Below are 20,625 nucleotides of genomic sequence, written 5' to 3' on the forward strand. Positions count from 1 at the left end.
CCTCTCAAACGGAACCCGTTTTTTTTGCCCTTATGAACGTGCATATTTTGGGCACTATGGTAGCTTCTGGGCATCGCCGTTTCCCTGTTTGAGGTCATGCTTGTAAGAACGGGCGTGGTCATCGGACCAACGGTGAACAAAGGACGGTTTTATGCTCATCAAATCCACCCGCCAGGGTTCAGGCCAAGTGCTTCCCAGCGAAATCACTCCCCAGTCGGTCTACAACCGCAGGCGCGAACTGCTCAAAGGAATTGCCACATTGGCAGCAGGCGCCGGCATGGCTTCGTGGGCGGGGCGCGATGCTTGGGCTGATTCAGCCTGGGGCACGCGCCCAGGAAAGCTCGCCGCATTGAACGCCCAGGCCTCCAAAGTGGAGGGAGCGCTGACCATGGACAAGGTCACGCCCTACAAGGACGCCAGCAGCTACAACAATTTTTACGAATTCGGCACCGACAAATCCGATCCGGCCGCCAACGCCCACACCCTGAAGACCACACCCTGGACAGTGGAGATCGAGGGCATGGTGAAGAAGCCTGGCAAGTTTGCGCTGGACGATCTGCTCAAGCTCAGCCCCATGGAAGAACGCATTTACCGTCTGCGCTGTGTCGAGGGCTGGTCCATGGTCATCCCGTGGGTAGGCTATTCGCTGGCCGAGCTGATCCGCAAGGTGGAGCCTCTGGGCAGTGCCAAGTATGTGGAGTTTGTCAGCCTGGCCGACCCCAAGACTATGCCCTTTGTCGGTTCCCGCGTGCTGGACTGGCCTTATGTGGAAGGCCTGCGCCTGGATGAAGCCATGCATCCGCTCACGCTGCTGGGTTTTGGTATGTATGGAGAAGTCCTGCCCAACCAGAGCGGCGCGCCAGTGCGCGTGGTGGTGCCGTGGAAGTATGGCTTCAAGAGCGGCAAGAGCATCGTCAAGATTCGTTTTACCGACAAGCAGCCCGGTACGGCCTGGAACAAGGCGGCGGCAAATGAATATGGCTTCTATTCCAACGTCAATCCCAATGTGGACCACCCCCGCTGGAGCCAGGCGTCCGAGCGGCGCATCGGCGAAGACGGACTGTTTGCCAAGAAGCGCAAGACCCTGATGTTCAACGGCTACGAAGCGCAGGTGGGTCAGCTTTACGCCGGCATGGACCTGAAGAAGTTTTACTGAGGACTGGCGCCATGCGTTCCGCTGTCAATCGCTGCTTGTCCAGTGGCTGGGCCAAGCCTGCCTGGTTTGTGCTGTCTTGTCTGCCGGCAGCTTGGCTGGTGTTCGCAGCCCTTGGCGACCAACTCGGTGCCAATCCTGCCGAGGCTCTGGTGCGCTCTACTGGCGACTGGACCCTGCGCGCCCTGTGTCTGGTGTTGGCCATCACACCCGTGCGCACGGTGCTGGGCATTGCCGCGCTGGCGCGCCTGAGGCGCATGGCCGGGCTGTTCGTCTACTTCTATGCCGTGCTGCACCTGCTGGCCTACAGCTGGTTTGACATGGGCTTTGACGTGGCGGACATTGCAAAGGACATCGTAAAGCGTCCATTTATCCTGGTGGGGTTCAGTGCCTTCGTATTGCTGACCCCGCTGGCCCTGACGTCGTTCAATCGCGCCATCAAGGCCCTGGGTGCCAAGCGCTGGCAGACTTTGCACAAGCTGGTGTATGCCGTGGCGGGTCTGGCCGTGTTGCATTTCTTCTGGATGCGCGCTGGCAAGAACAACTTTGCCGAAGTGGCCGCGTACGCCTTGATTCTTGCTGTGTTGCTGGGCTGGCGCGCTTACCGGCGCTGGCACCTGTCCTGGCGCAGCTATTTGGGTGCTGTGCCAACGGGTGGTGCTGGCAGATAGAGCGGGCCGGTCTGCCCGCAGGCCGTGAGATTCAACACACAGACAACGAGGACAAGCACGCTGACTAAAATTCGGTTTGCATTCAACATGGTGAAATTGTAATGACTGACCTCGAATATCTGGACCAAGCCGAAGCGCTGCTCAATCTGGTGGAAGCTTGTTGCGACCGGATGAATGATGACAGTGACGCGGATATTGACAGCCAACGTGTCGGTGCCATGGTGACCCTGACCTTTGCCAACCGCAGCCAGATCGTCATCAACCTGCAAAAGCCGCTGCAGGAAATATGGATGGCCGCCAAGGCCGGCGGCTACCATTACCGCCTCAAGGACGGGCAGTGGATGGATACCAAGGGTGCGGGCGAGTTGCTGGCCGAACTGTCGCGTCAGGCCAGCACACAGGCTGGCATGACGTTGCAGTTTTCTGTCTGATCAGTTTTTGAACAGATCCAGAATTTTCTTTTTCTCTTCGGTGGGGGCTGGCGCTTGAGTTGGCTCTGACTTGTCCTCAGACTTCAGAGCGGCAATGCCGGCGCCTTTGGCAAATTCTTCAAAATACCATTCGCCACCTATGTGCGTCACGCCTTCTGGTGCCGTGGGCTCCATCACTGGGACACCCTTGAGTGCAGTCTCCATGAAGCTGATCCAGACCGGCAGGCTCAGGCCGCCGCCGGTTTCCTTGTCGCCCAGTTTGCGCGGCGTGTCATAGCCTATCCAGGTGACTGCGGTAATGGTCGGCTGAAAGCCGGCAAACCAGGCGTCCAGGGAATCATTGGTGGTGCCGGTTTTTCCGTAGACATCTGGACGTTTGAGTATGGCCTGCGCTTTGGCAGCAGTACCGGTACGAGTTACTTCCTGCAGCAGACTAGTCATCAGGAAGGCATTGCGCGGCTCGATCGTGCGCTGGGATTCATCCAGCACCACCGGCGGAGTGCTCACCAGCACCTTGCCACGCTGTTCGCTGATGCTCGATATCAGCCAGGGATTGATCCGGTAGCCGCCGTTCGCAAACACGGAATAGGCCCCCGCCATTTGCATAGGGGTGACTGAGCCTGCGCCCAAAGCCATGGTCAGGTAAGGTGGGTGCTTGTCGGCTTCAAAACCAAAGTGGGTGATCCAATCCTGGGCATATTCGGTGCCAATGGACTGAAGGATCTGGATGGAGATCATGTTTTTGGATTTGGCCAGTCCCCGCCGCATCGTCATGGGGCCTTCGAAGGTGCCGTCGTAGTTTTTGGGCTCCCATGGCTGCCCTCCGGTGACCCCCGCATCAAAGAACAGCGGCGCATCATTGATGACCGTTGAGGGCGTGAAGCCCTTTTCAAGGGCGGCCGAATAAATGAAGGGCTTGAAACTGGAGCCTGGTTGGCGCCACGCCTGGGTGACGTGGTTGAACTTGTTTTTGGCAAAGTCAAAGCCCCCAACCAGTGCGCGGATGGAGCCGTCACGCGGGTCAATCGCCACGAAGGCGCCTTCCACTTCGGGCAATTGCGTAATCTCCCAGCCGCCCTTGGTGGTTTTGGCAACGCGTATCACAGCACCTCGGCGCAGCTTGATGTTGGGTGCCGCTTTGTCCGATAGACCTGACTGCGCCGGCTTCAATCCGTCACCGGTAATCTCCAATGTCTCTCCTGCTGCCCGCATGGCCAGAATGTGCCGGGGATCCGCCTCCAACACCACGGCGGACATGACGTCACCGTTGTCTGGGTGCTCGTCCAGCACGTCATCCACCGTGTCTTCCAGTTCCTGTTGGACAGTGGGCAATGCCACAAATTGCTCGGGCCCGCGGTAGATCTGGCGTCGCTCAAAATCCATGATGCCCCGGCGCAGGGCTTTGTAAGCAGCGTCCTGCTCGGCCGAGTGGATGGTTGTCTGTACGTTCAGGCCGCGCGTGTACGTTTCCTCGCCGTACTGGTTGAACATCAACTGGCGGGCCATCTCCGCCACGTATTCGGCGTGTATTTTGGAGCTGTCCGGGCCGGTTCTGACATTGAGCTCCTGGGCCTTGGCTGCTTCCGCTTCCTGTGCTGTGATGAAGCCGTTCTCCACCATGCGGTCAATGATGTAGAGCTGGCGCGAGCGCGCCCGCTTGGGATTGCTGATGGGGTTGTAGGCCGAGGGCGCCTTTGGCAATCCGGCCAGCATGGCTGCCTCGGCGATGGTGATGTTCTTCAGGGGCTTGCCAAAATAGGCTTCCGAGGCGGCCGCAAAACCGTAGGCCCGGTTACCCAAAAAGATCTGGTTCATATAGATTTCCAGGATCTGGTCCTTGCTTAGCAAGTGCTCCAGCTTGAAGGTCAGCAGTATTTCGTAAATCTTGCGGGTGAAGGTCTTTTCAGACGACAGGTATACATTGCGGGCCACCTGCATGGTGATGGTGGACGCACCCTGACTCTTGGAGCGCCCCACGTTGGCCAGTCCAGCCCGGATCACACCCAGGTAGTCCACGCCTCCGTGTTGGTAGAAGCGCGCGTCCTCAATGGCCAGAACGGCGTTGGACATGACCTTCGGGATATCACGAATGGGCGTCAAGTTGCGCCGCTCTTCGCCAAATTCTCCCAGCAAGTCGCCTTCCATTGAAAAGACCCGCATGGGCAATTTGGGGCGGTAATCTGACAGGTCCGAAATATCTGGCAAGTTGGGAAAGGCCACGGCCAGTGCGATGGCCAACAGGATCAGCCCACTGAGCAGTGCGGCAACTCCCAGGCCAAGGACCCACGCCAGAGCCCGCAACGCCCAATGCATAGAGGGCTTGCTGGCAGATGCAGGTGCGGAATCAGAAGCGGGGGGCTTGGTTGGCATAGAAAGTACGGTTAGGTCGCTGGCGCATTATAAAAATGCATGAATGTCTGGCTCCAACGATATATTGGCTATTGTTGGGTGCTTGGTGCAAAAGTACGTGCAGAATGTTATCCGTCAGCGTTGGGGCTTCATGGTTCGTCTGCTTTTGGCAACGCCAAGAGCCAATCGAATTTTAAAAAACCTTTGCGGGACAACGAGCTTGCTGATAGCATTCAAGTGAATTCTTAAGTAGGGCTGGCACGGAGTCGGTCTGTTTCAGGGGACAGTTTTGATTTCATTGGGGGCGCTTTTCAGCCGTCAACCGGCACCATTGCTCGGGCTGGACGTTAGCACGTCTGGTGTCAAACTGGTCGAGCTGGGCCGTGACAAGGCTGGCAATCTGGTGTTGGAACGGTGCGCCATAGAGCCACTGGAACGCGGCTGGATTACAGACGGCAATATCGAAAACTTTGATGAAGTCGCCGCGGCTATCAAGCGGCTGGTAAAGAAAAGCGGCACCAAGACCCGAAATGTGGCGATGGCCTTGCCGCCATCGGCTGTGATTACCAAGAAAATCATCCTGCCAGGTGGCATGTCCGATGACGAACTTGAGCAACAGGTCGAGACCGAAGCCAATCAGTACATTCCCTTCCCCTTGGATGAAGTCAGCCTGGATTTCTGCGTGATCGGGCCCAGCACCACGTCAGTTGGTGATGTAGAGGTGCTGATTGCTGCTTCCAGGCGAGAAAAAGTGCAGGACGTCCAAGGGCTTGCCGAGGCAGCAGGCTTGACTCCTGTGGTGGTGGACGTCGAGTCCTACGCTTCGCGCCTTGCAACCAGTCGTCTGATTGAAAATTTGCCCAACCACGGCAAGGGTCTGATTGTGGCTTTGTTCGAAGTGGGTTCTCTCACCACGAGTATGCAGGTGATGCGGGACGAAGAAGTCTTGTATGACCGTGACCAGGCCTTTGGCGGCGCCCAGTTGACGCAGCAAATTGTCCGTCAATACGGGTTCTCGGCGGAAGAGGCAGAGACGAAGAAGCGCAGCGGTGAACTCCCCGAGGACTATGAGGCAGCAGTTTTGAAGCCCTTCATGGAGTCCATGGTGCAGGAGTTGGGACGGGCACTGCAATTTTTCTTCACCAGCACGCCACACAACAAGGTGGACTACATTCTTTTGGCCGGCGGTTCTGCGGCCTTACCTGGTTTGACCGGAGCGGTCACCCAACACACTTCCTTCCCCTGCAGCCTGCTCAACCCGTTTGACGGTATGGAAATTGGGGATGGTGTGAGGCTGAAGAAGATGACGCGTGAGGCACCTTCTTACCTGACGTCCTGCGGCCTGGCCCTGCGGAGGTTTGCTCTGTGATTTTGATCAACCTGCTCCCGCATCGGGAAGCTGCCCGCAAACGCCGCCGCGACGTATTCAACGTCACTCTGGGAGCCTCTGCTCTCTTGGGTGGTTTGATCGCCGGTGCGATCTTCCTGTGGTACCAATCAGAGATATCGTCGCAGCAAAATGCGAATGGAATTCTCGCTGCTGAAATCACCAGGCTGGAAGGACAAATCAAGGACATTGCAGGGCTTGAGACGGAAATTGCAGCACTGAAAGCCAGGCAGCAGGCCGTCGAGGATCTGCAATCCGATCGCAATTTGCCGGTCCACCTGCTGACCGAGTTGGTCCAGCAATTGCCGGATGGTGTGTTCATCGCGAAGATGGTGCAAGCAGACCAATCGGTGACCATCACCGGCACGGCGCAAAGCAATGAACGTGTGTCTGAATTGCTGCGCAATTTGGGCAACAATACCCCTTGGTTTGCAAAGCCGGAGTTGGTCGAAATTGTTGCAGGCAGCATTACCCTCTCCACCAAAGAACAAAAACGGGTATCCAATTTTGTGATCAAGGTTCGCTTGGTGCGTGCCACCGAGGCAGAAAAGTCATTGGCGCCGGCCACTGGGGCTTCGGGGCCTAATGCGATGGCATCCGCGCCTGCAAAGGCTGCATCCTTACCAACGAAGCAATAGGGGCGGGCCATGGCTAGCAAATCATCACCCTCTTTCGACTTCCAGGCATTTCAGAACAATCTGAAGTCGCAGTTTCTGGATCTGGATCCGCGCGATCCATCGCTCTGGCCTGTGTTTCCGCGCTATGCCCTTTTTCTTGCGACCACACTTGGCGTAATCGCCGTTTTGTGGTTTTTGTGGTTGGGTGGTTCGCAAACGGAACTGGAAGCCGAGCAAGCCAGGGAAGTGACGCTTCGCGATGACTACAAAGTCAAGCTGACAAAAGCCGTGAATCTGGACGTTCTGAAGAAGCAGCGCGAACAGGTTCAGCAATATGTGACCCAACTCGAAAAGCAGTTGCCCAGCAAGGCTGAAATGGATGCACTGCTATCCGATATCAATCAGGCTGGCTTGGGGCGCAGTCTCCAATTTGATCTCTTCAGGCCCGGCCAGGTTGCAGTGAAAGAGTACTACGCCGAACTGCCTATATCCTTGAAGGTGACCGGCCGTTACCACGACATCGGTGCATTCGCTTCAGACATCGCGAATCTGTCCCGTATCGTTACTTTGAACAACTTGTCCATCGTACCCAAGGCCGATGGTGCTTTGTCCCTTGAATCCACTGCCAAGACATTCCGCTATCTGGACGCTGATGAAGTAATGGCTCAGAGAGCCGCTTCAGCACCGAAGAAAAAATGAAGCGAATCTACACACTCCTTTTGATTTTGCTGGCCACTCTCCTGGCCGGATGTTCTGCTTCCAAGGAGGATGGCATTCGCGAGTGGATGGTACAGGAGCGCAACCAGACCAAGCCACGTGTCGCCCCCATCAATGCGCCCAAGCAATTCATCCCTGAGCCCTACACCAATGCGGCAGCCATAGAGCCATTCAGCAATCTGAAGTTGACCCAGGCGCTCAAGCGGGATTCCACACAAGTCACCTCCAACGCCGCGTTGGTAGCGCCGGAGTTGGCGCGCCGCAAGGAGCCCATGGAAGCGTTCCCGCTGGACGCCATGTCACTTGTGGGCAGTATCATCAAAGCGGGTCAACCAGTGGCCTTGGTGAAAGTGGACAACCTGTTGTACCAGGTCAAGCTTGGCAATTACCTTGGATTGAATTTTGGGCGAGTCACAAAGATCACTGAAACACAGGTCACTCTTCGGGAAATCGTGCAGGATGCGGTTGGCGAGTGGATTGAACGCGTTGCGACGTTAGAGTTGCAGGAGAGGTCCAAATGAATACAAATAAATTTCGGTTAGGGTCTGACATGTGGCGTCGTTTTGTTTTTGCATCAACCTTGATGGTTCTGGCCCCCTTGGCTTGGGCGCAGACCGCGATTGAGTCTGTGACAGGATCCATGCAGGGCGGTGTGGAATATGTGCGCATCGACTTATCCAAGGCGTTGGACAGTGTTCCTGCCGGTTTCACCATTCAGGCGCCTGCACGCATCGCGCTGGACTTCCCGGGTGTGGTCAATACCATGGGTCGCTCCACCATCGATATCAATGAAGGCAATCTGAAGTCCGTGAGCGTGGTGCAGGCCGGTGACCGCACCCGTGTGGTACTGAACCTGAAGCAGCCCACCACCTACAAGGCCGAGATACAGGGCAAGTCTTTGCTGGTGATGCTGAACACTTCCAGCGCCAATGCACCGAGTTCTTCAGCGCCAACGGTTTTTGCTGAAAACCGGACCCGCGACATGCAGGCCCTGAAGGATGTCGATTTCAGGCGCTCAGCCGATGGATCCGGCCGCGTCGTGGTGACCCTGCCAAACAACAATGTCGGTGTTGACATTCGCCAGCAGGGCAAATCGCTGGTTGTGGAATTCATGAAGAGCACCCTGTCTGAAGGGCTGCGTCGCCGAATGGACGTGGCGGACTTCGGTACGCCCATCAAAACTGTCAGCACCACACAGGTAGGTGACAAGGTTCGCATGGTCATCGAGCCGCAGGGCGTATGGGAACATTCTGCCTACCAGAACGACGAACAGTTTGTTGTCGAGGTCAAAGAAGTCAAGGTGGACCCGAAGAAGCTGACGCAAGGCATTGGCTACAACGGCCAGAAGCTGTCATTGAACTTCCAGAGCATCGAAGTGCGCTCCTTGCTGCAGGTGATCGCTGACTTTACGAATTTCAACATCGTGACCTCTGACAGCGTCAGTGGCTCGGTCACCCTGCGCCTGCAGGATGTCCCTTGGGACCAGGCACTAGACATCATCCTGCAAGCCAAAAGCCTGGGCATGCGCAAAAGCGGAAATGTGATCTGGGTCGCACCCAAGGATGAAATTGCCACCAAGGAAAAATTGGATCTGGAGTCCATGACGGCGGTTCAGAATCTGGAGCCTGTCAAAACCCAGTCCTTCCAGATCAACTTTGCCAAGGCCGCAGAAATTGCAGTTCAAATCACGGGCGGTGGTGGCGGTGCGTCTCCTGCATCGGGAGCCGGATCGGCGCGCATCCTGAGCGCACGCGGCAGCGTGATTGCAGAGCCTCGCACCAACCAGCTTTTCGTGACCGACATCCCCAGCCGTTTGGAGCAGGTGCAGAGCCTGTTGGCCAAGCTCGATGTCGCCGTCCGGCAAGTGGTAATCGAGGCCCGTATTGTTGAAGCCTCCGACACCTTCAGCAAATCGCTGGGTGTCAAGCTGGGCGGGTCAGCCGCGGGCAATAGCGGTGGAACGATCAACCGGGCCTCTGGTTCGGTCAATTTGCCAGCGTCCGGCAATGTGGCTGGCACGTTTGCACTGAACATATTCAACTCAGCGGCCGACCAATTCCTGAATCTTGAAATTACCGCGTTGGAGTCGGACGGCAAGGGCAAGGTGATTTCCAGTCCCCGCGTTGTTACCGCTGACCAGACCAAGGCCCTGATTGAACAAGGCACGGAGCTGCCCTACCAAGTGGCGTCTTCCAGCGGAGCCACCAGCATCCAGTTCCGCAAAGCCAACCTCAAGCTGGAGGTGACGCCTCAAATCACTCCCGAGGGCAGCATTATTCTGACTCTGGACGTGAACAAAGACACGGTGGGCCAGCTGACTCCCGGTGGCTATGCCATTGACACCAAGCACATCCAGACCCAGGCGCTGGTCGAGAACGGTGGAACCATTGTGATTGGTGGCATCTTCACTGAAGACCAGACCAACCAAGTGGACAAAGTTCCATTCTTTGGTGACTTGCCCATTCTGGGCAACCTTTTCAAGTCGACTTCCAAGTCCTCCAACAAAAAGGAAATGCTGGTCTTCATTACCCCCAGGGTGTTGGCTGACCGCAGTTCATCCAACTAAAATCGTCTGGCCGGGATCGATGGACTCGATTCCGACCGGCCCAGTACTCCCTACTTCGCCGCTGCAGCCAAGGCTGGCTCAAGCGGCGTTGGTGCGTAATGGCTTTGAACTAACTGGTGGAGTCTGCTATTTCGGTTGCTTTGATTGGCCTTCCAGGCTCTGGCAAAACCACTGTCGGGCGGCAACTGGCCCGGCGGCTCCAGTTGCCCTTCGTAGATTCTGACCACGAAATCGAAATCCGGATCGGATGTTCCATCCGCGAGTTTTTTGAGCGTGAGGGTGAGGTGCGTTTCCGTGACATTGAAGAGGAAGTGCTGGACACCCTTACCCAAGCGCCTGCCAAGGTTGTTTCTACCGGGGGCGGTTCTGTGTTGCGAGCAGCAAATCGTCAGCATTTGCGTGAGCGTGGCCGCGTGGTTTATCTCAAGTCCACTCCTGAGGAACTGTTTCGGCGTTTGCGCCACGACACAAACCGACCCTTGCTGCAAGTGGCGGACCCGTTACTGAAACTGAAAAACCTGTTTGCCGAGCGTGACCCTTTGTACCGCGAAGTGGCGCATTTTGTACTGGAAACCGGTCGACCCTCGGTCTCGACTTTGGTGAACATGATCATGATGCAACTTGAACTCTCGGCGCACCAGAACAAGGGCTGAACAAGGCCGGTGGGTGGGCCTCAAGGGTCTGTTGCAAAAGCTCTAAACTTGGACCATGAGCAAGTCCCTATTTCAAACCGTATCCATTGACCTGGCCGAGCGCAGCTACGACATCCATATAGGCTCGGGCCTGTTGAACCTGGAGGCCATGCTCGATGGCTTGCCAAGGGCCACCTCGGTGTTGATCGTCAGCAATGAAACCGTGGCCCCCTTGTATGCCGCACGCCTTGCTGAATCACTTGGCAAAAAATACGCCCATGTGTTGACCCTTGCGCTGCCCGACGGTGAAGTCCACAAGAACTGGCAAACCCTCAACCTGATCTTTGACACACTGCTGCAGAACGGCTGCGACCGCAAGACCCTGCTGGTTGCTCTGGGTGGAGGTGTGGTGGGCGACATGACTGGCTATGCCGCCGCCAGTTTCATGCGGGGTGTTCCGTTCCTGCAGATTCCCACCACCTTGCTGTCACAGGTCGATTCCTCGGTAGGTGGCAAAACGGGCATCAACCACCCGCTGGGCAAAAACATGATCGGAGCTTTCTACCAACCGCTGCGCGTGATTTGCGACCTGGACACTCTCCAGACGCTGCCGGACCGTGAGCTCAGCGCCGGGCTGGCCGAGGTCATCAAATACGGACCGATTGCCGACCTGTCCTTCATGGACTGGCTGGAGCACAACATGGACGCCTTGCGGGCCCGTGATGTCACTGCCATGGCGCACGCCGTGCAGCGCAGCTGCGAGATCAAGGCCTGGGTGGTGGCGCAGGACGAGCGCGAAGGCGGCTTGCGGGCGATTCTGAATTTTGGCCATACGTTTGGTCATGCCATCGAGGCCGGCATGGGCTACGGTGCCTGGCTGCATGGCGAGGCCGTAGGCTGCGGCATGGTCATGGCTGCCCAGTTGTCGCTGCGCCTGGGGCTGGTAGATGCCGGCTTGGTGGCGCGCCTGCATGCGCTGACACTGCGTGCAGGATTGCCCGTAGTGGGCCCCGTTCTGGACGCTACCGATAATGCCGGCCGTTACCTGCAGCTCATGCGCCTGGACAAAAAGGCGGACGCGGGTCAGATCAAGTTTGTGCTGATCGACGGAGCGTCCAAGGCCACCGTGCAAGGTGCTCCTGATGCACTGGTGCGCGAAGTGATTGACGCATGTTGCAAGGCCTAGACCTGCCTGCGGCCCATCTTGCGCCGGGCTTGGCGTCGTATGCCAGTGACCCTGCGCATTCGCGGGGACGCCGCATAGGGGAGCGTGCGCCAGCCACACGCACCGAATACCAGCGCGACCGCGACCGGATAGTGCACTCCACGGCCTTCAGGCGTCTGGTCTACAAGACGCAGGTATTTTTGAACCATGAGGGCGATCTGTTTCGCACCCGCCTGACGCATTCACTGGAGGTGGCGCAACTCGGCCGCAGCATTGCACGCTCACTGCGCTTGAATGAGGACCTGGTAGAGGCTATTGCCCTGGCCCACGACCTGGGGCATACCCCTTTTGGTCATGCCGGCCAGGACGCCTTGCATGAATGCATGTCCGAATTTGGCGGCTTTGAACACAACCTGCAAAGCCTGCGCGTGGTCGACTTGCTGGAAGAGCGTTATCCCTTGTTCGACGGCCTGAACCTGACCTTTGAAACCCGGGAGGGCGTTCTCAAACACTGCTCCCGCAACAATGCCCGTCTGCTCGAAGCGGCCGAGCATGTCTATGCCGATGGACAGGGCGGTGTAGGCCAACGTTTTCTGGAGGCCGCTCAGCCCAGCCTGGAGGCGCAGTTGTGCAATCTGGCAGACGAAATCGCCTACAACGCCCACGATATTGACGATGGCATTCGCTCCGGATTGATCACGCTGGAGCAGGTGCGGGCCGTTCCCCTCTTCAACACCTATTGCGAACAGGCCCTGTCCGCGCATGCCCATTTGCACCAGCCCGCACAGGCGCGGCGCCTGATGTACGAGAGCATTCGCCTGATGCTCAGTGACCAGGTCTTTGCCGTGATTGCAGCCACCGGCGAGGCCATTGCGCAGGCCGGGGTAGAGAGCCCGGGCGACGTTCGCCGCAGCGTGCCCCTGGTTGTGTTTGGCAGCGACATGCAGCAGCGTTCGGCCCAGCTCAAGAGCTTCTTGTTTGCGCACCTGTACCGCCACCCCCAGGTGGTGCACACCATGTCGCAGGCCAAACAGGTGGTGCGCGAACTGTTTGACCTCTACTGCGTACGACCCGGCGAAATGCAGGCGGGGTTTGCCCTCAGGTCTCAGGCAACGCAGGCCGCAACGTGGGATGCGGGTCCGCCCCTTCAACGCAGCGTTGCCGACTATATTGCCGGCATGACAGACCGTTTCGCTTCGCGCGAACACCATCGCCTGACTGGACAACATCTGCTGACCGGGGCCGACTGAATGCCTGTCTACTGAACCCGACAAACAAGACATATGAATATTGAACAGGCAGCGCGCGATGCGCTGGTCATCGAAGACACGCGCCGCTGGGTGCAGCGAGCCGTCATTGGCCTGAACCTGTGCCCCTTTGCCAAGGCGGTCGAGGTCAAGCAGCAAGTGCGCTATGCCATCAGCACAGCCACGGGCGCAAAGGCCTTGCTGGCAGATCTAAAGCGCGAGTTGCTGGCACTGGTTGCGGCAGACCCGCAGTTGGTGGACACCACATTGCTGATCGCTCCCAACGGATTTTTTGACTTCCTGGAGTTCAATGAGGTGTTGGCGCGTGCCGACAAACTGTTGGCCGATCTGGATCTGGAGGGTGTGCTGCAGATTGCCAGTCTGCATCCGCACTACCAGTTCGCCGGCACCGAGCCAGACGACATCACCAATTGCACCAACCGTGCACCTTACCCAACCCTGCACCTGTTACGCGAAGACAGTGTGGACAGGGCTGTGGCGGCCTTCCCCAACCCGGAAGCCATCTTTGAGACCAATATGCAAACCTTGCAGCGATTGGGTCACGAGGGCTGGACGGCGCTGGACCTCTCCGCCCGCCTCAAACCGGAGGACATGCCATGAAGCGCGCCCCAAGCACAACACCCAACCCGCTGGCAGAGGAATTGCGGCCTGGCCAATCCATTGAGCTCCTGAAGGAATTGCACATCCTGACCCGTGAGGGCAAGCTGAATCAGGACTCGCGGCGCAAACTCAAACAGGTCTATCACCTGTTCCAGTTTATTGAAAAGCTGCTGGACGAACTGCCTGTGCAGCCCGGGCGCGAGCTGACCCTGGCAGACCATGGCGCAGGAAAGTCCTACCTGGGTTTTATTCTGTACGACCTGTACTTCAATACACGATCCAGTGGCCACATCTACGGCATTGAAACCCGTGCAGAGCTCGTGCAAAAGTCCATGCTGCTGGCCAGCAAACTGGGCTTTGAGCGCATGTCCTTTCTCAATCTGACCGTGGCCGAGTCTGCCGACAGTGCGCTCTTGCCGGATCGGGTTGATGTGGTGACGGCACTGCATGCCTGCGACACCGCCACGGACGATGCCATCGCCTTCGGCCTGCAGAAAAAGGCCCGGGCCTTTGTGCTGGTGCCCTGTTGCCAGGCCGAAGTGGCACGCCATTTGAACCAGGGCAAGGCACTGTCACTGAACCGAACGCCCCTGGCCGAGCTGTGGCGCCACCCGCTGCATGCGCGGGAAATGGGCAGCCAGCTGACGAATGTGCTGCGCTGCCTTTACCTGGAAGCCTGTGGCTATCAGGTTACGGTGACCGAATTGGTCGGATGGGAGCACAGCATGAAAAATGAGCTGATACTGGCGCGCTATACAGGGCAGCGCAAGCGCAGTTCAGCTGACAGGCTGATGGCCATTCTGAAGGAATTTGGCATTCTTTCCCTGCTTGACGTGCGGTTTACACAGCTGCAAGACAATCATCCGGTCAGTGAACAGGTCGACGCTTAAGCGGTTTGCAGCGTTACGGTTACAGTGCCCAATATTTATTTGTGGAGTTGAGAATGAAAAAAGCAATTCGTCTGGTTCTGGTGGTTTCGATTGCCGTTCTCCTGGGCGCCTGCGCCAGCAGCAGCCCCGATGTCATCCAGCGTGGCGATGCCCAGCGCATGGCAAAAATTGAAGATGCAGTGGTTCTCTCCGTTCGCACAGTCACGGTGGATGGTAGCCAATCCGGTGTGGGTGCCACCGTTGGCGGCGTTGTCGGCGCCATTGGCGGCTATGGCGGCAGTGGTGTGCAACGCGAGGCTCAGGTACTGGGTGTACTGGCTGGTGTGGCTGGGGCGGCTGCAGGTAACGCCATCGAGCGATTCTCAACCCGGGAAGAGGCTGTCGAAATTCTGGTCCAACTCAAGGGTGGTGAGCGCCGTGCCATCGTGCAGGCCAAAGCTGCAGAAAAACTCGAAGCGGGCGACCCTGTGATCATCGTCACCACAGGCAGCAAAGTCCGGGTTACCAAAGCGCCTAAATAGGAATTCTTGACGCTATGGCCCGCCTGCCACGTTTGAGTTTCGCGGGCCTGCCCCATCACGTCATTCAGCGCGGTCACAACGGCCAGCCCATATTCCTGCAGACTGCTGATTACCAACTGATGCTGGATTTGCTGCTCGAATATGCGCGCAAATTCCAGGTCGCGGTACACGCCTATGTGCTGCTGCCCAACCACATTCACCTGCTGCTGAGCCCCGAGGCCGTCAATGGCCTGCCGTTGATGCTCCAGTCGGTAGGGAGACGCTATGTGCGTTACTTCAACGACCAGCAGGGGCGCAGCGGCACACTCTGGGATGGGCGTTACCGCTGCACTGTGATGCAACCCGAGCGGTTCGTCTTGCCCTGTATGTCCTACATGGATCTCAATCCTGTGCGTGCTGGTCTGTCGGACAGTGCTGCGGACTATGCCTGGTCGAGCCACGGGCACTATATCGGCCGTCGGGTAGACCGCTTGGTCACGCCCCATGCACAATTTTGGGGACTGGGAAACACCCCATTTGCGCGCGAAGACGCCTACGCACAACTGGTCCAGGCCGGTACCGATGCAAGCCAGCAGTCTGTCCTGACCGATGCCACCCTGAAAGGCTGGGCATTGGGCGACGCCGCCTTCGTGCAGGCCCTGCAAAAAGACAGCCCACGCCGCCTTGTCAAAGGGCGTGCCGGCCGGCCAGTCAGAGCCTTGCTCAAACCCCAGTGAACGCATGGCGGTGGGTGATGGGGCCGATCGTTGGTAATTAATGTGTCCCTAATTAAAAACTGCGGCCTGTTGTGTTTTTTAAAATGGGATCTGACCCTGTTTAATTTTCTTGGCATCTTTGTTGCATTGCAGTAAGCTCCACGTCCACTGTCATTTTCAGGAGCGCGCCATGACGACGGCTGCAGAAATCAAGCATCTTTCAGACCACGGTCTGTATTCCACTTCACAAGAACACGACGCCTGCGGCGTTGGCTTTGTGGCCCATATTCGCGGTGAGAAGAGCCATTCCATCGTCAAGAACGCGCTCAAGATTCTTGAAAACCTGGACCACCGGGGCGCAGTGGGCGCTGACAAGCTCATGGGCGACGGCGCCGGCATCCTGATCCAGCTGCCCGACGCGCTGTACCGCGAGGAGATGCTGGCCCAGGGCGTGACCCTGCCAGCCCCCGGCGAATACGGTGTCGGCATGATCTTCCTGCCCAAAGAGCACGCCTCCCGCCTGGCCTGCGAGCAGGAGATGGAGCGCGCGATCAAGGCCGAAGGCCAGGTGCTGTTGGGTTGGCGCGACGTGCCGGTCAACCGTGACATGCCGATGTCGCCCACGGTGCGTGAAAAAGAGCCCATCCTGCGCCAGGTTTTCATTGGCCGCGGCAACGACGTCATCGTGCAGGACGCGCTGGAGCGCAAGCTGTACGTGATCCGCAAGACGGCCAGTGCCAACATCCAGGCCCTCAAGCTCAAGCACAGCAAAGAGTACTACGTGCCCAGCATGTCCAGCCGCACGGTGGTCTACAAGGGCCTGCTGCTGGCCGACCAGGTGGGCGTGTACTTCAAGGACCTGGAAGACGAGCGCTGTGTGTCGGCTCTGGGCCTGGTGCACCAGCGCTTCTCCACCAACACCTTCCCCGAGTGGCCCCTGGCCCACCCCTACCGCTATGTGGCGCACAACGGCGAGATCAACACCGTCAAGGGCAACTACAACTGGATGAAGGCGCGCGAAGGCGTGATGTCCTCGCCCGTGCTGGGCGAAGACCTGCAAAAGCTCTATCCCATCAGCTTTGCTGGACAAAGCGACACCGCCACGTTTGACAACTGCCTGGAGCTGCTGACCATGGCCGGCTACCCCATCAGCCAGGCCGTGATGATGATGATCCCCGAACCCTGGGAGCAGCACAGCACCATGGACCCGCGTCGCCGCGCGTTCTACGAATACCACGCCGCCATGCTCGAGCCTTGGGACGGCCCGGCCTCCATCGTGTTCACCGACGGCCGCCAGATCGGCGCCACCCTGGACCGCAATGGCCTGCGCCCCTCGCGTTACTGCATCACCGATGATGATCTGGTGATCATGGGCTCCGAGTCCGGCGTGCTGCCCGTGCCCGAAAACAAGATCGTACGCAAATGGCGCCTGCAGCCCGGCAAGATGTTCCTCATCGACCTGGAACAGGGCCGCATGATTGACGACGAAGAGCTCAAGGCCAACCTGGCCAACAGCAAGCCCTACAAGCAGTGGATCGAGAACCTGCGCATCAAGCTGGATGACGTGTCCTTTCAGGAGCGCCGCACCGCCCATCCCATGACTGACGTTGTGGCCAAGGTCGAGCCCAAGCGCGTAACCGATCAGGTCTCCCTGTTGGACCGCCAGCAGGCCTTTGGTTTTACCCAGGAAGACCTGAAGTTCCTGATCGCCCCCATGGCCACCGCCGGGGAAGAGGCGATCGGCTCCATGGGCAACGACAGCCCGCTGGCTGTGCTGTCCGACAAGAACAAGCCGCTGTACAACTACTTCAAGCAGTTGTTCGCGCAGGTGACCAACCCGCCGATTGACCCGATCCGCGAAGCCATCGTGATGTCGCTGGTGTCCTTTGTGGGCCCCAAGCCCAACCTGCTGGACATCAACCAGGTCAACCCGCCCATGCGGCTGGAGGTGAGCCAACCGGTGCTGGACTTCCAGGACATGGCGAAACTGCGCGATATCGAAGCCCACACCAACGGCAAGTTCCGCAGCTACACGCTGGACGTGACCTACCCGCTGGCCTGGGGCCATGAAGGTGTGGAAGCCAAGCTGGCTTCTCTGTGTGCCGAGGCTGTTGACGCCATCAAGGGTGGCAAGAACATCCTGATCATCAGCGACCGCCACATCAGCGCCACCCAGGTTGCCATTCCGGCCCTGCTGGCCCTGTCTGCCATCCACCAGCACCTGGTGATTGCCGGTCTGCGCACAACAGCCGGCTTGGTGGTGGAAACCGGCACTGCCCGCGAAGTGCACCATTTTGCGGTGCTCGCCGGTTACGGCGCCGAGGCCGTGCACCCCTACCTGGCCATGGAAACGCTGGCCAGCATCCACAAGGATCTGCCGGGTGACCTGAGCGCCGAGAAGGCCATTTACAACTACGTCAAGGCAGTGGGCAAGGGCCTGTCCAAGATCATGTCCAAGATGGGTGTCAGCACCTACATGAGCTACTGCGGCGCCCAGCTGTTTGAAGCCATCGGGCTGTCCACCGAGACCGTCAACAAATACTTCACCGGCACCCCCAGCCGCGTGGAAGGCATCGGCGTGTTTGACATTGCCGAAGAGTCCATCCGCATGCACCTGGCCGCCTTTGGCGACAGCCCGGTGCTGGCCAACGCATTGGAAACCGGGGGCGAGTACGCCTGGCGCGTGCGCGGCGAAGAGCATATGTGGACGCCCGACGCCATTGCCAAGCTGCAGCACAGCACGCGCGCCAACAACTGGAACACCTACAAGGAATACGCCCAGATCATCAACGACCAAAGCAAGCGCCATCTGACGTTGCGCGGCCTGTTCGAGTTCAAGCTGGACCCTTCCAAAGCCATTCCCGTGGACGAAGTCGAGTCCGCTGCGGAAATCGTCAAGCGCTTTGCCACCGGCGCCATGTCGCTGGGCTCCATTTCCACGGAAGCCCACGCCACACTGGCCGTGGCCATGAACCGCATTGGCGGCAAGAGCAACACCGGCGAGGGCGGGGAAGACCCGGCCCGTTACCGCAACGAGCTCAAGGGCATCCCGATCAAGCAGGGCGACTCGCTCAAGAGCGTGATCGGCAATGACGTGGTGGAAGTCGACCTGCCGCTGCAGGCCGGTGACTCCTTGCGTTCGCGCATCAAGCAGGTGGCCTCAGGCCGCTTTGGCGTCACGGCCGAGTACCTGTCCAGCGCCGACCAGATCCAGATCAAGATGGCCCAAGGCGCCAAGCCAGGCGAGGGCGGTCAACTCCCCGGTGGCAAAGTGTCCGAGTACATCGGCCGCCTGCGCCACAGCGTGCCCGGCGTGGGCCTGATTTCGCCCCCGCCGCACCATGACATCTACTCGATTGAAGACCTGGCCCAGCTGATCCACGACCTGAAAAACGTGGCCCCGCATTCCGGCATCAGCGTCAAGCTGGTGTCTGAAATCGGTGTGGGCACAATTGCTGCCGGTGTGGCCAAGTGCAAGGCCGACCACGTGGTGATTGCCGGACATGACGGCGGTACCGGTGCCTCGCCCTGGTCCTCCATCAAACACTGCGGCAGCCCTTGGGAAATCGGCCTGGCCGAAACCCAGCAGACCCTGGTGCTCAACCGTCTGCGCAGCCGCATCCGCGTGCAGGCCGACGGCCAGATGAAGACCGGCCGCGACGTCGTCATCGGGGCCCTCCTGGGTGCTGATGAGTTCGGTTTTGCCACCGCACCGCTGGTGGTGGAAGGCTGCATCATGATGCGCAAGTGCCACCTCAACACCTGCCCGGTGGGTGTGGCCACGCAAGACCCGGTGTTGCGCCAGAAGTTCTCCGGCAAACCAGAGCACGTGGTCAACTACTTCTTCTTCATCGCTGAAGAAGTGCGCCAGATCATGGCCCAGCTGGGCATCCGCAAGTTTGACGACATGATTGGCCGCGCCGACCTGCTCGACACCCGCAAGGGCATTGAGCACTGGAAGGCCAGCGGCCTGGACTTCGGCCGCCTGTTTGCCATGCCGCAAGTCGGCCCCGAGGTACCCCGCTTCCAGACCCTGACCCAAGACCACGGCCTGGAAAAGGCCCTGGACAATGTGCTCATCGCCAAGAGCCGTGCGGCCATCGACAAGGGCGAGCGCGTGCAGTTCATGGAGCGTGCCCGCAACGTGAACCGTTCCGTGGGTGCCATGCTCTCCGGCGCTGTGACCAAGGTGCACCCCGAAGGCCTGCCGGACGACACCATCCGCATCCAGCTGGAAGGCACGGGCGGCCAGTCTTTTGGCGCCTTCCTGTGCCGGGGCATCACCATGTACCTGATTGGCGACGCCAATGACTACACCGGCAAGGGCCTGTCCGGCGGCCGCGTGGTGGTGCGCCCCAGCATCGACTTCCGGGGCGAGGCCATCAAGAACACTATCGTTGGCAACACCGTGATGTACGGCGCCACCACCGGTGAAGCCTTCCTGAGCGGCGTGGCCGGTGAGCGTTTTGCCGTGCGCCTGTCGGGTGCCACTGCGGTGGTCGAAGGCACGGGTGACCATGGTTGCGAATACATGACCGGCGGCACCGTGGCCGTGCTGGGCCAGACCGGACGCAATTTTGCGGCCGGTATGAGCGGCGGCATTGCCTATGTGTACGACGAGGACGGCAAGTTCGCCACCCGCTGCAACACCGCCATGGTCAGCATGGAAAAAGTGCTGACCGCCGCCGAGCAGGAAGCTTCCATCGATAAGGCCGTCTGGCACCGTGGCGAGAGCGACGAGGCCCAGCTCAAGAAGCTGCTGGAAGACCACAACCGCTGGACCGGCAGCAAGCGTGCGCGTGACCTGCTGGACACCTGGGAGACTTCGCGCCTGAAGTTCGTCAAGGTCTTCCCCAACGAGTACAAGCGTGCTCTGGGCGAAATCCATGCACGCAAGGAAGCCGCCGCCGTCACCAAGACGGCCGCTGCCACCGCCAAACAACAAGCCGCTCTGGCAAAGTAA

18 protein-coding genes are annotated in these 20,625 nt (G+C 58.9%); 16 read left to right on the top strand and 2 right to left on the bottom strand.

The features are described 5' to 3' along the window. The first annotated feature begins 151 nt into the window (after positions 1-151). Together msrP and DIC66_RS04090 are read left to right on the top strand one after the other, a co-directional pair. Positions 152-1,156, top strand: a complete 1,005-nt coding sequence (gene msrP, locus DIC66_RS04085) for a protein-methionine-sulfoxide reductase catalytic subunit MsrP (protein WP_117174355.1) — start codon at positions 152-154, stop codon at positions 1,154-1,156. A gap of 11 nt (positions 1,157-1,167) precedes the next feature. Continuing rightward, positions 1,168-1,824, top strand: coding sequence for a protein-methionine-sulfoxide reductase heme-binding subunit MsrQ (locus DIC66_RS04090; RefSeq protein ID WP_117174357.1), 657 nt, complete (start codon positions 1,168-1,170; stop codon positions 1,822-1,824). On the opposite strand, the gene lptM is transcribed toward DIC66_RS04090, so the two are convergent. Next, positions 1,785-1,913 carry an LPS translocon maturation chaperone LptM gene (gene lptM / locus DIC66_RS04095; protein WP_117174358.1) on the bottom strand — a complete coding sequence of 43 codons (129 nt, stop codon included), beginning with the start codon at positions 1,911-1,913 and terminating at the stop codon, positions 1,785-1,787. The two genes, DIC66_RS04090 and lptM, sit on opposite strands and share 40 nt — an antisense overlap. A 12-nt stretch (positions 1,914-1,925) precedes the next feature. Between lptM and cyaY the strand changes: the two genes are divergently transcribed. Next, positions 1,926-2,255, top strand: a complete 330-nt coding sequence (gene cyaY / locus DIC66_RS04100) for an iron donor protein CyaY (RefSeq protein ID WP_117174360.1) — start codon at positions 1,926-1,928, stop codon at positions 2,253-2,255. Here the strand turns inward: cyaY and DIC66_RS04105 are convergent, their stop codons facing one another. After that, positions 2,256-4,568, bottom strand: coding sequence for a penicillin-binding protein 1A (locus DIC66_RS04105; protein WP_233505779.1), 2,313 nt, complete (start codon positions 4,566-4,568; stop codon positions 2,256-2,258). A 325-nt stretch (positions 4,569-4,893) separates the two neighbouring features. On the opposite strand from DIC66_RS04105, the gene DIC66_RS04110 reads away from it, so the two are divergent. The 13 genes from DIC66_RS04110 to DIC66_RS04170 all read left to right on the top strand — a co-directional run bounded on the left by DIC66_RS04110 (position 4,894) and on the right by DIC66_RS04170 (position 20,625). Then, positions 4,894-5,973 carry a pilus assembly protein PilM gene (locus DIC66_RS04110; RefSeq protein WP_117174364.1) on the top strand — a complete coding sequence of 360 codons (1,080 nt, stop codon included), beginning with the start codon at positions 4,894-4,896 and terminating at the stop codon, positions 5,971-5,973. Next, positions 5,970-6,629 (top strand): PilN domain-containing protein, encoded by a 660-nt coding sequence (locus DIC66_RS04115; protein WP_117174366.1) that lies wholly within the window; start codon positions 5,970-5,972, stop codon positions 6,627-6,629. Before DIC66_RS04110 ends, DIC66_RS04115 begins: the two co-directional genes overlap by 4 nt. 9 nt (positions 6,630-6,638) lie before the next feature. After that, complete coding sequence (locus DIC66_RS04120; RefSeq protein ID WP_117174368.1) at positions 6,639-7,307, top strand: type IV pilus inner membrane component PilO; 669 nt, start codon at positions 6,639-6,641, stop codon at positions 7,305-7,307. After that, complete coding sequence (locus tag DIC66_RS04125; protein ID WP_117174370.1) at positions 7,304-7,846, top strand: pilus assembly protein PilP; 543 nt, start codon at positions 7,304-7,306, stop codon at positions 7,844-7,846. Before DIC66_RS04120 ends, DIC66_RS04125 begins: the two co-directional genes overlap by 4 nt. Before the next feature lie 29 nt (positions 7,847-7,875). Continuing rightward, on the top strand, positions 7,876-9,891 hold the full coding sequence (locus tag DIC66_RS04130; protein WP_117174372.1) for a type IV pilus secretin PilQ: 2,016 nt from the start codon (positions 7,876-7,878) through the stop codon (positions 9,889-9,891). A 128-nt stretch (positions 9,892-10,019) separates the two neighbouring features. Then, complete coding sequence (locus DIC66_RS04135) at positions 10,020-10,544, top strand: shikimate kinase (RefSeq protein ID WP_117175076.1); 525 nt, start codon at positions 10,020-10,022, stop codon at positions 10,542-10,544. A 55-nt stretch (positions 10,545-10,599) separates the two neighbouring features. Beyond that, positions 10,600-11,709, top strand: a complete 1,110-nt coding sequence (aroB, locus tag DIC66_RS04140; RefSeq protein WP_117174374.1) for a 3-dehydroquinate synthase — start codon at positions 10,600-10,602, stop codon at positions 11,707-11,709. Continuing rightward, positions 11,694-12,938, top strand: a complete 1,245-nt coding sequence (locus DIC66_RS04145; RefSeq protein WP_117174376.1) for a deoxyguanosinetriphosphate triphosphohydrolase — start codon at positions 11,694-11,696, stop codon at positions 12,936-12,938. Before aroB ends, DIC66_RS04145 begins: the two co-directional genes overlap by 16 nt. A gap of 33 nt (positions 12,939-12,971) precedes the next feature. Then, a complete protein-coding gene (locus tag DIC66_RS04150) occupies positions 12,972-13,556 on the top strand; it encodes a DUF1415 domain-containing protein (protein ID WP_117174378.1) in 585 nt (194 codons plus the stop codon). Continuing rightward, positions 13,553-14,446: a class I SAM-dependent methyltransferase gene (locus tag DIC66_RS04155; protein WP_117174380.1), complete on the top strand. Its 894-nt coding sequence runs from the start codon at positions 13,553-13,555 to the stop codon at positions 14,444-14,446. The genes DIC66_RS04150 and DIC66_RS04155 overlap by 4 nt, the downstream gene beginning before the upstream one ends. A 53-nt stretch (positions 14,447-14,499) precedes the next feature. Further along, the gene (locus DIC66_RS04160; protein ID WP_117174382.1) at positions 14,500-14,967 is read left to right on the top strand and encodes an outer membrane lipoprotein; all 468 of its coding nucleotides are present in this window, start codon (positions 14,500-14,502) and stop codon (positions 14,965-14,967) included. A gap of 14 nt (positions 14,968-14,981) precedes the next feature. Then, positions 14,982-15,683 carry a transposase gene (locus DIC66_RS04165; RefSeq protein ID WP_117174384.1) on the top strand — a complete coding sequence of 234 codons (702 nt, stop codon included), beginning with the start codon at positions 14,982-14,984 and terminating at the stop codon, positions 15,681-15,683. 169 nt (positions 15,684-15,852) lie between these two features. Further along, positions 15,853-20,625 carry a glutamate synthase-related protein gene (locus tag DIC66_RS04170; protein ID WP_117174386.1) on the top strand — a complete coding sequence of 1,591 codons (4,773 nt, stop codon included), beginning with the start codon at positions 15,853-15,855 and terminating at the stop codon, positions 20,623-20,625.

Origin of the sequence: Rhodoferax lacus, assembly GCF_003415675.1 — a bacterium.
Lineage (GTDB): Bacteria > Pseudomonadota > Gammaproteobacteria > Burkholderiales > Burkholderiaceae_C > Allorhodoferax > Allorhodoferax lacus.